This window comes from Rhodanobacter sp. C05, from assembly GCF_002001165.1.
Lineage (GTDB): Bacteria > Pseudomonadota > Gammaproteobacteria > Xanthomonadales > Rhodanobacteraceae > Rhodanobacter.
The window spans coordinates 406411-420360 of record NZ_MUNQ01000006.1; the positions used below are offsets into that span (position 1 = coordinate 406411).

The following is a 13950-nucleotide window of genomic DNA, read 5'->3' on the forward strand; positions in this document are numbered from 1 at the left end:
GGGTCAGGCAGCCTTGTAAAGTTCGTCAGTTAGCGCGTGGATCGCGGCCTCGTAGGTTGACTTGCCACCGAAGGCGCGGATGATTTCAACCGGAGAGCCGAGCTTGCTGAGCGGGTCGAGGCGGATGATCTCGGGGTTCTCGAAATCGAGCCCACCGTCGTCGGCGTATTTGTCGAGGAGCGCGGCGATGACCCTGCGGGCAAGGTCTCCGTATTTGGTGAAGTAATCGCGCTTCTTCACCTGCTCCGCGCGCTCCTTGCGGGTAAGTGGCTTCCGCTCGTAGGCGACGTGGCAGATCAAATCGAAGGGATCGAAGGCTGAGCCGATTTCCTCGTTCAATGCGGCAAAGATAACGCCTTGTTGCTCCAGCTCATCGACGATGGCGCGCTTTTTGTCGGCGAGATTCCACGAAGTGAGAAAGTCATCGAGCGAGGCGTAGGCTATGCGGACGCTCTTGCGTGTGTAATCGCGCAGGCTCTCGGTGATGATCTTGCCATCGTTGCCCATGTATTGGACGCGCTCCTTGATGACAGTGACTTCCACGCCGTTGACGGTGACTTTGCGGCGACGCTCCGGCGCAGTGGGGTCGCCGTCGATTGAAACATCGGGCTTTTCCGCCTCCGGGAAGTCGATCTCGTCGCCGGTGATGACGTCAGTGACAGGCTTGTCGTCGGTTTCATCGTCGGCGTCCGCGATGTCGTCGTTCTCGCTGAATTCTTTCACACGGACGGGATCGCCGTCGAACTCCTTGTCCGCAAAGAGCGCGGTGACATTGCGAAAATCCATGATGGTGAAGTAGTGCTTCCCAAAGTCCTCATTGATGCGGGTGCCGCGTCCGATGATTTGCTTGAATTCGGTCATGGAGCCGATGTTCGAGTCGAGGACGATAAGCTTGCAGGTCTGCGCGTCCACTCCCGTGGTCATGAGCTTCGATGTCGTAGCGATGACGGGGTAAAGCTCGGTGGGGCTGATGAAGGCGTCAAGGTGGCGTTTTCCCTCCTCGTTGTCCCCAGTGATTTGCATCACATATTTGCTGTTGACGGCGACGAGATCGGCGTTGGCGTTGGCCAATTCCTTTCGCATCCCCTCGGCGTGCTCGATGTCCACACAGAAAACGATGGTCTTGGAAAAGCGGTCGCTACCTTTGAGAAAATCCGTGATCTTCTGCGCGACGATGTGGCGGCGTTCTTCGACCACGAGGTGACGGTCGAAGTCGGTGCGGTTGTAGAGGCGATCTTCAATTTCCCTGCCATCCTTGTCCTTGAAGCCCTTCGGCGGACGCCAGCCTTCGGCGTCGATGTCGAGCGTGACCTTTATGACCTTGTAGGGAGCGAGAAATCCGTCGTCGATGCCCTGCTTGAGCGAGTAGGTGTAGAGCGGTTCGCCGAAATACTCAGAGCTGGAAATTTCCTTGGTCTCCTTCGGCGTGGCGGTGAGGCCGATGTGAGTCGCACCTTTGAAGTATTCGAGAATCTCGCGCCATTTACTGTCTTCTCGGGCGCTGCCGCGATGACACTCATCCACAATGATTAGATCGAAAAATTCGGGGCTGAACTGCTTGTAGGCGTCGGCGTCGTTATTGTCGGAAAGGCCCTGGTAGAGGGCGAGATAGATGTTGTAGGCAGTGTCTATCTGCTTGTGCTTGATGACGGTCATCGCGTCCTTGAAGTGGCGGAAGTCGCCGCGGACGGTCTGGTCGATGAGCGCGGTGCGGTCGGCCAGAAATAGGATCCGCTTCTTCAGGCCGCTCTTCCACAGGCGGTAGATGATCTGGAAAGCCGTGTAGGTTTTGCCGGTGCCCGTCGCCATGACGAGGAGGTGGCGGTTGTTACCTTCGCTTCGGGCGATTGCTTCGACCGCGCGGTTGATGGCGATTTGCTGGTAATAGCGTGGCGAGCGGGTTGAGCCGTCTGAGAAGTAATCCTGCGCAACGAGAGACTCGATCTCATCGTTGATCCCTTTAAAGGCTTTGTATTTCTGCCAGAGCTTCTCAGGCGACGGGAAAGCGTCGAGCGGGAGTTCTGTCTCGATAGGTCCCGACTTCACCGTCTTGTCGTGGAAGAGGAACCCGTCACCGTTGCTGCTGAAGACAAATGGAACGTCAAGCGGCTTAGCGTAGCCGAGGGCCTGCTGCATTCCCGCGCCGACCGTGTGGTTGTTGTCCTTGGCCTCGATGATCGCGAGAGGGATGTTGGGCTTGTAGTAAAGGATGTGGTCCACGCGCTTCTTCGCGCCGCGAGCGTGGATTTTTCCGCGCACATAGATGCGGCCGTCGGTGAAGCCGACTTCCTCACGAATCTGGGTGTCGAGGTCCCACCCCGCTGCCACGAGGCTCGGCGTGATGAACTTCGTGCAGATGTCGCGCTCGCTGAGGGATTTTTTGTTCATGCGGCTAGAGCGCGTTCTGGATCGGACATGCTATTTTTCCCCTGGCCGCTGACGAGGCGGGTGCCATTCTCTCGCTCGAATACTTCGGCTTGGCGATAGTAGTTCAGGTTGCCTTGAAGGCGTTCATCAATCTGCGTGTCCTGGTATCCCTCATTAAGTCGCTGCCCCACCACAGGAGCAGTCCAAGGGGGATTTTGGCATGCACGAGCCGGTTGTGGCTGCTGGCAATGGTATTGACTGGACGCCGGCGCGCGGATCAACTTGATTGACGACCGAGTTACTGCTCTCAATCGCTGAGATCGCCTGCACTTCCTGAATTTCCAGCCCGACAGTAGCGCGCGACGTCGCTAGCATTGAGCGATCAATCACTCTTGAACGCGAGGTGCACATGGCCATCTACCATCTGATTTCAGTAGCTGAGGACCAACTCCGAACCAAGCACGGCGATCAGGCCGACCGCGAACGCGCTGTTGGAGCTGCGGTCATCGAAGCTTGCCTCAACCCCGAGTCAAGAAAGCCCGCAGCCAAGGGTCACTCCGATCAGGCAGGGCAGGATTCACCGACGCGTCTTGTAGCAGTGACGCACGTCGATGAACACGAAAGCGACGAGTTCGTCATGTGGGTATGGTCTTCGGGCGATTCCGTTTGCATCGCTGATTTGCCAGGCGATGATCTCGACCTGATCATCAAGCTCGCGCATGCCGTGAGAATGAAGACGATGGTCGACTCTGGCAACTTGTCGCCGACGGTGGTGCCGGACTGACGGTCTATCGACTTGCAGGCAGCTGCGTGAGGGTGATGGCGGAGTCTTGGACATACATCTCCACAACGGCGTCCTCACCGGTGGCGAGCTGTTCGTCGCGGGAGAGTTGGTTGGCTTGCTTGATGGCTTGTTCCAGCCGTAGGCGGCTGGCGATATCGTGGTGACCGCGACAGATTCGCCAGAGTCCGGCGCTGTCTTCCTTGATGGAAAAGGTCCCACTCATCGTTGTAGCCCAAATGAAAAGGTGCGTCCCGGTTCGTCGGTTCCACCTGACTCGTTCGACGCCGGCATGGCCTGACGTCCGTCGGCTCGGGCCGGACTAGCGGGACGGCTTGAGAGTGTCATCGAGGCTTGCTACTCGTATGTCAGGGGTTGCCGACACGCAGTGTCGGTGGGAGGACTGTGTGAAACGTTACCGGGTAATCCTCACACGGAGAGCTTCCGCCGCCCCTCGGTGAGGAAAATAATCTCGATAAATTTCCTAGGAATTTCCTAAAAATTTTTTAGGAAAAAACTGCCTAAAGATTTCTGTTGAAATACTGTTTTGATTAAGGCTCAATACTTCTCGGGCGCAGACCGCCACCCGGCTGAGATGTCTACACAGCGTGGAGATATCTGGGTTAAAAAGAATTCGGAGAGTCGACACATAACAGGAGGAATACAAGATGCAGAATGCGGCAATGGTGACGGGTTCACCTCAGGAAGATAATGATGTGGCAACATTGATTTCGCTCTTTGCAGAGCTCTGCGATCAAGATGCGACTTACAATGTGGCCATGAGTCGCGCGCCTCTTGTTGCAGTCCCTGAGCGCTTGGTTACACAGGGTTTTCATGTAGGTGAATCAACAAACCCTGAATTCCCAATCGAGATTTGGCTTCGTGACAATGTATTAATGTCGGGTGCAATGCTCATTGACGAAGGCGAGGCGGAAACACTCGCCAGTCTAATCCGACTTGCAACTGATGGATTTGTAGAGAAGGGAAGTATTCCTCTCAAATGGTCGGGGGAAACAGTAACGATTATTCCGCAGCATCGAGGGCGAGTTCGAATCAAGCTGCATTCTTCAGGCTTATCGGCTCAACTGAAAAGATCACAAGTTCACAATATGGTCTGTGAGCTTCGTTCAGCTGCCTAATTGATAATATATATGGTCACTTCGGTGGTGCTGGATAGGATCCGTCCTGCACCACTGTGACTCGCGAAGCGCAGGCAGCAGCCTCGCGTCAGGTGAGCGAGAGCGTTTGTAGGGTAACGTCATACGAAGTGTTGGCGTCGTCGAGCAGGTACGATTCAATAACTTTACGAGGTAAATTAGGATTTCGTATCACGAACCATTTTAAAGAATGCCTCGTCCAACGTTGCGGCTGAACGGTGGATGTTTTCGTCAAACAAGTGTGCATACCGTTCCGTGGTGCGGCTCTGCGTGTGTCCGAGCACCCCGCCAACCTCCGCAAGAGAGTGACCCGCCGATAGCAACACAGAAGCGCTGGTGTGGCGAAGATCATGTAGTCGCACGCCTTCTAACCCTAAATCTTTTTGTAAGGCAGCCCAGAACTTTTTGATTCCAACGATCGGTTTTGCTGGATCTGACCTGCGAGGGAAGACAAAAATGGATGCTGCCCCGACCTTTTCCTGCCGGCTTTCTAGAATTTCGACCGCGGCCTTCGACAGTCCGACGACGTGCTCGCGATTTTGCTTGGTGTGATGGCTTGGCTTGATCCAAAGCTTCCGTGTGAGATCGAACATGTTCCAAGTGGCTGCAAGGACTTCGCCTCGTCTAGCGCCGGTGAGAAGAAGTAGCCTCACAACATCAGCCGCGTTCTGATTACGATGCCTGTTCAGATAGGTGACGAGGGCTGATTGCTCGGCAGTTGTTAGAAAGCGTTCTCTGGCGCGTTCGCGATAGGCGATCACGCCCTGGCAAGGATTTTTCTCGATCCAACCTAAGTTGACTGCGACGCCATACATCCCGGAAATGACCGCCCTCAGCCTATTGGCTGCGGTCGGTGTCCCAACCAGTGTATGCATCAATGCCGTCATGTCGCCCTTGGTGAACTGGTTCAACTTCCAGTTACCAAACTTCGGTAACAGATGCTTGCCAAGTGCCCGGCGATACTCGTTGAGCGTAGTGGTTCTGTTTCCTTTGGTTGTTGCGTGTTGCCCCAGATAGTAGTCAGCAAGTTCGCGCACGGTCTTGGCTGCCCGGGCTCGTCGTCGTTCAACCGCTGGGTCGACTCCTTTCGATTTCTGGGCGTAGAGTTCCCGAGCATGCTCACGAGCTTCTTCGACAGAGAGACTTGGATATCGACCAATGGTTACCTTTCGATCATTCCCACCACCCGGTGTGCGATAGCGGAACATGAATGATCGAGTCCCACTAGGTTTGACCCTTACGCCGAACCCGGTCACCTCGGTATCCCAGATAAATACGTCCCCAGAGACTGCCGGGCGTAGAGATTCGACAAGCCTCTTGGTGAGCTTTTGACCTGCTGGCATTGATCCCCTCTGCGGTGCTGCCCGGGGAAGCGCCAGGGAAGCGGAGTGCGTGATTTCGAGGGTTCATTATACTTCGTTGTCTGAAAGAATGCGGTATATATATGATATATATCAATGGCTTGGATGATAGCCCGAATAGCTCAGCTGGTTAGAGCACTTGACTGTTAATCAGGGGGTCGCTGGTTCGAGTCCAGCTTCGGGCGCCAGTTTGGCAAAGGCCGGCACATAGCCGGCCTTTTGCTTTTACCGCATTCCATTCAGTCCATCTGGGCGCAACCTGTGGCTTCGGTCATGCTGGCAGGAGCGCCACGAATTCGACCGGAGTTGGAGACCACCACGCTTAGTGCGTTTCGTGGGTTGGATCGCTCGCAGAACACCAGGGTGAGATTGCTGCCGCTGGCGTTGCCATCGGGTTGAAAGCGCACAAAGCGGCGCCCGGTGCTGCTGTGGACGATCAACCTGTCGTTGTAACGGCGGCCGGTATACAGCGGTGCCTGGTCCGGTTGATTGTTGCGATCAGTGTCGTGACCAAGCAGCCAGCCGTTTTCCCAGCGCCATTCATCGCTGCAACTGCGGCCATTGCGAGTCGGGCAGAACAGAGCGGGTTTGCCGGTAGTCACCGCAGTTTCGCGGGCGTGCTGCAAGGCTTCGATGAAATCAGTCTGGGCAACCTGCAACTGGTTCCTGCTCAACAGTCGCTGCAATGGCGGTATGGCGATGCTGGTGAGCGTCGCCATCAGGGCAAGCACCATGATCTGTTCGATCAGGGTCACGCCGCGCTGTCTGCACGGTATCCATGCATTCCGGCATATCCTCATGACGACATCCCTGTGTTGTCAGGGACCTCATGCTAGGACAGTGCCGATGTGCGGCCAGTGGCGCAGCCGACTGCCCGAGCGTCGGACTCTGCTGACGCATCCTGTCAGCAGGCTCGATTTAAAATGCGCTGCCCCGCCCACATCTGTAGCCGATGACTGACCGCTTCCAGCTCGTTGCCCCCTATCAGCCCGCTGGCGACCAGCCGCAGGCGATCCAGCGCCTGTCCGAGGGTTTCGAGGCGGGATTGGCTACGCAGACCTTGCTTGGCGTCACCGGTTCGGGCAAGACCTACACCATCGCCAACGTGATCCAGCAAGTGCAGCGGCCAACCATCGTGATGGCGCCGAACAAGACGTTGGCGGCACAGTTGTATGGCGAGTTCAAGGAATTCTTCCCGCACAACGCGGTGGAGTACTTCGTCAGCTACTACGACTACTACCAGCCGGAAGCCTATGTGGTGGCGTCGGACACCTTCATCGAAAAGGACGCCTCGATCAACGAACACATCGAGCAGATGCGGCTATCGGCGACCAAGGCGCTGCTGTCGCGACGCGATTCGATCATCGTGGCCACCGTGTCGGCGATCTACGGCCTCGGCAATCCGGAGGACTACCTGTCGTTGCGGCTGATCCTGGCCAAGGGCGAGCGCATCGACCAGCGCAAGCTGATCCATCAGCTGACCGAGCTGCAGTACACCCGCAACGAGATGGAGCTGCGCCGCGGCATGTACCGCGTGCGCGGCGAGATCATCGACGTGTTTCCGGCCGAATCGGAGATCGAGGCACTGCGTATCGAGCTGTTCGACGGTGAGGTGGAGAGCCTGTCGCTGTTCGATCCGCTCACCGGCGAAACGATTCGCAAGGTGCAGCGCTACACCGTCTATCCACGCACGCATTACGCCAGCACGCGCGAGAGCGTGCTGAACGCGATCGAGACGGTCAAGGTCGAGCTGAAGGAGCGTCTGGAGCAGCTGTACAAGGACAACAAACTGGTCGAGGCGCAACGGCTGGACCAGCGCACGCGCTTCGACATCGAGATGATGGCCGAAGTGGGTTACTGCCAGGGCATCGAGAACTATTCGCGCCATCTGACCCGGCGCGAGCCCGGCGAGCCACCACCGACGCTGTTCGACTACCTGCCATCCGACGGCCTGTTGGTGGTGGACGAATCGCACGTCACCGTGCCGCAGCTCGGCGCGATGTACAAGGGCGACCGTTCGCGCAAGGAAACCCTGGTGGAGTTCGGCTTCCGGTTGCCGTCGGCGATGGACAACCGGCCGCTGCGTTTCGAGGAATGGGAGCAGCGCGTGCCGCGCTCGATCTTCATCTCGGCCACGCCGCGCACCTATGAGCTGGACAAATCCGGGGAGGCGGTGGTCGAGCTATTGGTGCGCCCGACTGGCCTGGTCGACCCGGAAGTGGAGGTGCGTCCGGTGCGTACCCAGGTCGATGACCTGCTAAGCGAAGTGCACAAGCGCGTTGCGATCGGCGATCGCGTGCTGGTCACCACCCTGACCAAGCGCATGGCGGAAAACCTCACCGAGTACCTGGCCGAGCACGACGTGAAAGTGCGCTATCTGCACTCGGACATCGAGACGGTCGAGCGCAGCGAGATCATCCGCGACCTGCGCCTGGGCGAATTCGATGTGCTGGTCGGCATCAACCTGCTGCGCGAGGGCCTGGACATGCCCGAGGTATCGCTGGTGGCAATCCTCGACGCCGACAAAGAGGGTTTCCTGCGGTCCACTGGCTCGCTGATCCAGACCATCGGCCGCGCCGCCCGCAACGTCCGTGGCAAGGCGATCCTGTACGGCGACCAGATCACCCGCTCGATGCAGGCGGCGATGGACGAGACCGCTCGTCGCCGCGAGAAGCAATTGGCGTGGAACGAGCAGCAGGGCATCGTGCCGACCACCATCGTGCGGCGCATCGCCGACATCATGGAGGGCGCGCGCAGCGACGCAGGCAACCGCCGTGGCAGCAAGTCTTCTCGTGGCCGTACCGCGGTGGCCGAGCAGGCGGCCGATTACGTGGCGCTCAACCCGCAGCAGGCCGCGGGCGCGATCAAGAAGCTGGAAACGCAGATGTACAAGCACGCGCAGAATCTGGAGTTCGAGGACGCCGCGCGGCTCCGTGACCAGATCCATCAATTGCGCGAACAGGCGCTCCGCTGAACCGCCAGCCTGTGCCGGGATATTGTCGAGCGCAACCGGCTGCCGTATACTGCGCGGCTCGCGCGGTCATCCCGTGGCGAGACGGGCGGTTAGCTCAGCGGTAGAGCACTACCTTGACATGGTAGGGGTCACAAGTTCGATCCTTGTACCGCCCACCACTTTTCACAGCGGCGTAGGTATAAACCTACATGTGTTACCGACGCAACTGTACGTAGAAAGTCCAGAAAGCCACCCTTTAAAAGGGTGGCTTTTTTGTTAATGTCACCGTCTTGGTAACCAGCGGCCGATAAGCCGGTTGCTGAAATATGGATGTCATCGGATGATCGCCACGGCGGCCTTTGCTGAGCAGGGCCGCTTCTTGGAGTTTCCCCCAAAGCACGAATTTTGAAGCGCGGGGTCTTTCCTGGTTGCTGTCGTGGATGTCTTGGCGCCGACAGGTAGCAACGGCGACGGGCAAGTTCAAATTCAGCTTGCAGACGATCGTTGGCGGATGTACGTTAACGAGCGAACAGCTCTTGTTCTTGGCCTGAAGGTGCGCCGGATCGGGGGGAGCTTGTTGGTGCTGCATGGGGCTTCTGTCGTTCGTGCGATCTGCGCTATTCGGACGTCATGTCGATGATGACGCCATGTGGCAGTGGGCCGGTGGTTCACAAAGACTTATCCCGTCTGGAACTGGCGGGTGCCTTGGTCAACCGGGATTTTCGGGGAAGACCATTGCAGTAACACGGTAGATGTACGGTTGAGGCGAGTAGGAATGCCTCATGTCTGTCCGACGCATGGAATGGAGGGGGGGGACGACCACGCTTGCGAAAATACCTGGCAATCATGGGCCCGGCCCGGTTGCGTGCGCGAGCATCCGGAATTCCGGTGGCTCGAACGCAAGGTATCGAGGATCGCAGCATTCAAGAATATTTGACCTGACGATGCCAAAGCTTGATGTGCGGGAAGTGCGTACTGCACGACACGGCACAAGCCAGTGCCGTTAATGACGGCAGCAGACTGCATCGGCGCAGGTTGCAGTAAATCGGCACTTCCATCCAAGTCAGCTTGCTGGGTTGCCGTCACATTGAAGCCTGCTTTCCCTGCGGCAAGTTCGTTTACGCGCTGCACCGAAATTGATCGTTCCGTTCGAATCCGTACGAGCATTTACTTGGGAGACATCGCATGGCCAAGCAAAGTAGTCAGAAATTCATCGCACGCAACCGTGCGCCGCGCGTGCAGATCGAATATGACGTTGAGGTCTACGGCGCACAGAAAAAGGTGCAGGTGCCGTTTGTGATGGGTGTGATGTCCGATCTTTCCGGTGCGAATGCCGGGGAGCTGCCGCCGATCGAAGACCGCAAGGCGCTGGAGATCGATGTCGACAACTTCGACAACCGCATGCAGGCAATGAAGCCGCGAGTGACTTTCGCTGTGCCTAATACGCTGACCGGAGAAGGCAATCTCTCCGTCGATATCACCTTTGAGAGCATGGATGATTTCTCTCCCGCCGCGGTCGCAAAAAAAGTGGGTGCGGTAGCAAAGCTGCTTGAGGCACGTACCCAGCTCGCCAACCTCGATACCTACATGGATGGCAAGGCCGGTGCTGAAAAACTCATTGCGCAGGCCTTGAAAGATCCGGCACTGCTGCAGTCCCTGGTATCGGCACCCAAGCCGGCCGACGGCAACAACAAAGACGGGGAGTAATCGAGCATGGCCACCGAAAACCTAGCCGAACAACAGGGCGGCGCAGTCCAGACTCTTGATGCGGGCGATTTCGCCTCGTTGTTGAACAAGGAATTCAAGCCGAAGAGCGATCGTGCGAAAGAGGAAGTGGAGTCTGCGATTCGCACGCTGGCCGAGCAGGTATTGAACAAGTCGGACATCGTTTCCGACGATGTTGCTCAGACCATCAATGCCTATATTGCAGAGCTGGATCGCAAACTCAGTGAGCAAATCAACCTGATCATGCATCACGCCGATTTCCAGAAGCTGGAAAGCGCCTGGCGTGGTCTTCATCACCTGGTCAACAACACCGAAACGGATCAGCAGCTGAAGATCCGCGTGATGAACATTTCCAAGAAGGAACTGGCCAAGACCCTGAAGCGTTACAAGGGCACCGCCTGGGATCAGAGCCCGATCTTCAAGAAGATGTATGAAGAGGAGTATGGCCAGCTGGGTGGCGAGCCGTATGGCTGCCTGGTCGGTGACTACTACTTTGACCATAGTCCGCCCGATGTGGAGCTGCTTGGCGGCATCGCACAGGTTGCCGCGGCCGCGCACGCGCCATTCCTGGCTGCTGCCAATTCAACCTTGATGGGTATGGACAGCTGGAACGAACTTGCCAACCCGCGTGATCTGGCCAAGATTTTCTCGACCCCGGACTATGCCTCGTGGCGTTCGCTGCGTGAATCGGACGATGCCAAATACATCGGCCTGACCATGCCACGCACGCTGGCGCGTCTGCCTTATGGTGCGAAGACGGATCCGGTCGAAGAATTCAACTTCGAGGAAGATACCGCGGGTGCCGATTCGTCCAAGTACACCTGGCAGAATGCGGCGTATTCGATGGCGGTGAACATCAATCGCTCGTTCAAGGAATATGGTTGGTGCTCGCGGATTCGTGGCATCGAGTCCGGTGGTGCGGTGGAAGGACTGCCCTCGCATACTTTCCCGACCGACGATGGCGGCGTGGACATGAAGTGCCCCACTGAAATCGCCATTACCGACCGGCGCTCGGCCGAACTCGACAAGATGGGCATGATGCCGCTGGTGCACCGGAAAAACTCGGACATGGCGGCCTTCATCAGCGCGCAGTCCTTGAGCAAGCCGGAGGAGTATGACGATCCGGACGCAACGGCCAATGCCGCCTTGGGTGCACGCTTGCCTTACATGTTTGCCTGCTGCCGTTTCGCGCATTACCTCAAGTGCATCGTGCGCGACAAGATCGGCTCGTTCAAGGATCGCGATGCGATGGAGCGCTGGCTGACGTCTTGGATACTGCAGTATGTCGACGGTGATCCCGCCAACTCCAGTGAAGAGACCAAGGCACGCAAACCGTTGTCTGCCGCAGAAGTCGTGGTTGAGGAGGTCGAGGGTGCGCCGGGCTACTACACCTCGAAGTTCTTCCTCAAACCGCACTATCAGCTGGAAGGCCTGACTGTCTCCCTGAGGCTCGTGTCTCGTCTGCCGTCCGCGGCCAAGAGCTGATTGAGTGTAAGTGTCACCTGGTTTCAAAAGTCGCATCAGCAATTGCAACGCAAGCAACTACCAGTAGCGTCCACGAAATACGTAGGGTACGGCTGGTTCAACTGAAATAAACAGTCCAGGAGAATTCTGATGTCATTAGACATGCATTTGAAATTGGAAGGCGGTTCGACCAAGTTCACCGGCGAATCGAAGCATGCGAAGCACAAGGACGAGATTCAGGTTCTGGCTTGGTCCTGGGGCATGTCGCAGAGTGGTTCGTTTGGCCACGGTAGCGGTGGTGGTGCCGGCAAGGCGAATGTGCAGGACATCAGCTTCACCAAGTACATCGACAAGAGTTCGACGTCGTTCATCAAGGCACTGACGACGGGCGATCACATGGATACCGTGACCTTGGCGATTTCGAAGGCTGGCGGCAAGCAGGAAGACTACTTCACCATCAAGCTTTCGAGCGCAATGGTCACCAGCTATTCCACAGGCGGCTCGGGTGGCGAAGACATGCTGACCGAAAACGTCTCGATCGCCTTTGCGAAATTCGATGTTGAGTACTTCGCACAGACCGACAAGGGTGTGGTTGCCTCGGCCGGTACGGTGACTTACAGCGTCGAGACCGTAAGCTGATCCAGGTCGTTTGATTGAGGTTCGTGGGAACCCTGTACGAGTCGGTCGTGTATTGTGGCGTTGCGCATGAGTTTGCAGTTGCAAACAGCCATATGCCGACCGCTTGTCCAGAGTTTCCCCGTGAGCCGGACACTTCATGGGGTTGGTCATGTCATTGACATGGCCAAGAGTTGGCCTGCGAGAGATGAAATGACGCCTGAAAGCAAGCTCAAAGAAGGCCGGCTCGACGAGGCATTGCAACTGCTGACTGTGGAAGTACGCAACAACCCGGCAGACGCCAAGCGCCGGGTTTTTTTATTCCAGCTGTTGTCCTTGCTGGGGCAATGGGAGCGTGCGCAGAACCAGTTGAACATCAGCGGCGAGCTTGAACCACTCAACGCGATGATGGTGGGTGCCTATACCGAAGCGTTGAAAGGTGAGCTGGTACGTACCGAAGTTTTTGCCGGAAAGCGTCTGCCGGTGGTGATCGGTGAGCCCGAGCAGTGGCTGGCATTGTTGCTGCAGGCGCTCAAGCTGACGGCTGACGGATTGCATGAACAGGCCGCGGTCTTGCGTGAGCAGGCTTTCGAGCAGGCCACGGCGGTAAGCGGGACCATTGACGGTACGCCGTTCGAGTGGATCGCAGACGCCGATCCGCGGCTTGGCCCGTGCCTCGAGATCATCGTCAACGGCGGATATTCCTGGGTGCCGTTTTCGCGCTTGAAGGAACTGAAGTTCGAAGCGCCGACAGATCTGCGCGACAAGGTGTGGGTGCCGGTGCAGGTGACATGGGTCAATGGCGGCCGCGCGATCGGTTTCATCCCCAGCCGCTATCAAGGCTCAGAACGTGCCGACGAGAGTGATCTCGTACTGGCACGCAAGACGGACTGGGTCGAGACCGCGACCGATTTCCAGGTCGGTTGCGGCCAACGGATGCTGGCGACCGATACAGGTGATTACCCGTTGCTCGATGTCCGCCTGATCGCGTTTGACGCAGCATGACGCGGGTGTGAGGACGTCATGGCCGAGTTGACCACTCAGGAAAGGCTGCAGCCCTCGCTGCTTGATCGGCTGACCGACGATGAACCCGGCAAGGCTGAGGAAAGTCGCGAGAAACGCGTGATCTCGGCTACCAGGCTGCGCGATTGCGTGTCGCGAGACATGTCCTGGCTGCTGAACTGCGTGAGTCTTTCGGCGGGTATGGATCTCGCCGACTACCCCGAGGTGTCACGCTCGGTGCTGAATTTCGGTATCCCCGACCTCACTGGCGTGGCTCTGTCGGGAATTGATGCGGATACCCTGCAGCGTCAGGTCAAGGAAGCGATACTCGCTTTCGAGCCGCGTCTGACGGCTAACACATTGCGAGTCACGGTAAACGCGAACGCCTCGCGCATGGATCGGCAGGCGTTGATGTTCAACATCGAATCCGAAATGTGGGCCCAACCGATTCCGCTCAATCTCTACCTGAAAACCGAGGTGGATCTGGAGACGGGCAAGTTCAAGGTATCGGAGGGCTTCGGCTGA

At 57.5% G+C, this 13950-nt stretch carries 13 protein-coding genes and 2 tRNA genes; 10 read left to right on the top strand and 5 right to left on the bottom strand.

What is annotated here, in order from left to right; genetic code table 11:
- Positions 1-3: 3 nt before the first annotated feature.
- Complete coding sequence (locus B0E51_RS04390; protein WP_077443604.1) at positions 4-2388, bottom strand: DEAD/DEAH box helicase family protein; 2385 nt, start codon at positions 2386-2388, stop codon at positions 4-6.
- A 388-nt stretch (positions 2389-2776) separates the two neighbouring features.
- Between B0E51_RS04390 and B0E51_RS04395 the strand changes: the two genes are divergently transcribed.
- Positions 2777-3151 (top strand): hypothetical protein, encoded by a 375-nt coding sequence (locus B0E51_RS04395; RefSeq protein WP_077443605.1) that lies wholly within the window; start codon positions 2777-2779, stop codon positions 3149-3151.
- Between the two features lie 4 nt (positions 3152-3155).
- Here the strand turns inward: B0E51_RS04395 and B0E51_RS04400 are convergent, their stop codons facing one another.
- Positions 3156-3374, bottom strand: coding sequence for a hypothetical protein (locus B0E51_RS04400; RefSeq protein WP_077443606.1), 219 nt, complete (start codon positions 3372-3374; stop codon positions 3156-3158).
- 442 nt (positions 3375-3816) lie between these two features.
- On the opposite strand from B0E51_RS04400, the gene B0E51_RS19095 reads away from it, so the two are divergent.
- Complete coding sequence (locus tag B0E51_RS19095; protein ID WP_143525783.1) at positions 3817-4287, top strand: hypothetical protein; 471 nt, start codon at positions 3817-3819, stop codon at positions 4285-4287.
- Positions 4288-4463: 176 nt separating this feature from the next.
- Here B0E51_RS19095 and B0E51_RS04405 read toward each other — a convergent pair whose 3' ends face one another.
- Positions 4464-5648: a site-specific integrase gene (locus B0E51_RS04405; RefSeq protein ID WP_077443607.1), complete on the bottom strand. Its 1185-nt coding sequence runs from the start codon at positions 5646-5648 to the stop codon at positions 4464-4466.
- 129 nt (positions 5649-5777) lie between these two features.
- Between B0E51_RS04405 and B0E51_RS04410 the strand changes: the two genes are divergently transcribed.
- Positions 5778-5854: transfer RNA gene (locus tag B0E51_RS04410), tRNA-Asn, on the top strand.
- A 51-nt stretch (positions 5855-5905) separates the two neighbouring features.
- Here the strand turns inward: B0E51_RS04410 and B0E51_RS04415 are convergent.
- Positions 5906-6421, bottom strand: coding sequence for a GspH/FimT family pseudopilin (locus B0E51_RS04415; protein ID WP_254424403.1), 516 nt, complete (start codon positions 6419-6421; stop codon positions 5906-5908).
- 197 nt (positions 6422-6618) lie between these two features.
- On the opposite strand from B0E51_RS04415, the gene uvrB reads away from it, so the two are divergent.
- Together uvrB and B0E51_RS04425 are read left to right on the top strand one after the other, a co-directional pair.
- Complete coding sequence (uvrB, locus tag B0E51_RS04420) at positions 6619-8640, top strand: excinuclease ABC subunit UvrB (protein WP_077443609.1); 2022 nt, start codon at positions 6619-6621, stop codon at positions 8638-8640.
- A gap of 83 nt (positions 8641-8723) precedes the next feature.
- Positions 8724-8798: transfer RNA gene (locus B0E51_RS04425), tRNA-Val, on the top strand.
- A gap of 77 nt (positions 8799-8875) precedes the next feature.
- On the opposite strand, the gene B0E51_RS19100 is transcribed toward B0E51_RS04425, so the two are convergent.
- Complete coding sequence (locus B0E51_RS19100) at positions 8876-9208, bottom strand: hypothetical protein (RefSeq protein WP_143525784.1); 333 nt, start codon at positions 9206-9208, stop codon at positions 8876-8878.
- Between the two features lie 596 nt (positions 9209-9804).
- On the opposite strand from B0E51_RS19100, the gene tssB reads away from it, so the two are divergent.
- From tssB to tssE, 5 genes are all read left to right on the top strand, one after another.
- A complete protein-coding gene (gene tssB, locus B0E51_RS04430; protein WP_077443610.1) occupies positions 9805-10326 on the top strand; it encodes a type VI secretion system contractile sheath small subunit in 522 nt (173 codons plus the stop codon).
- 6 nt (positions 10327-10332) lie between these two features.
- On the top strand, positions 10333-11829 hold the full coding sequence (gene tssC / locus B0E51_RS04435; RefSeq protein WP_077443611.1) for a type VI secretion system contractile sheath large subunit: 1497 nt from the start codon (positions 10333-10335) through the stop codon (positions 11827-11829).
- A 129-nt stretch (positions 11830-11958) separates the two neighbouring features.
- Positions 11959-12447 carry a type VI secretion system tube protein Hcp gene (locus B0E51_RS04440; RefSeq protein WP_254424404.1) on the top strand — a complete coding sequence of 163 codons (489 nt, stop codon included), beginning with the start codon at positions 11959-11961 and terminating at the stop codon, positions 12445-12447.
- A 189-nt stretch (positions 12448-12636) separates the two neighbouring features.
- On the top strand, positions 12637-13428 hold the full coding sequence (locus tag B0E51_RS04445) for a type VI secretion system accessory protein TagJ (RefSeq protein WP_077443613.1): 792 nt from the start codon (positions 12637-12639) through the stop codon (positions 13426-13428).
- 18 nt (positions 13429-13446) lie between these two features.
- A complete protein-coding gene (gene tssE, locus B0E51_RS04450) occupies positions 13447-13950 on the top strand; it encodes a type VI secretion system baseplate subunit TssE (protein ID WP_077443614.1) in 504 nt (167 codons plus the stop codon).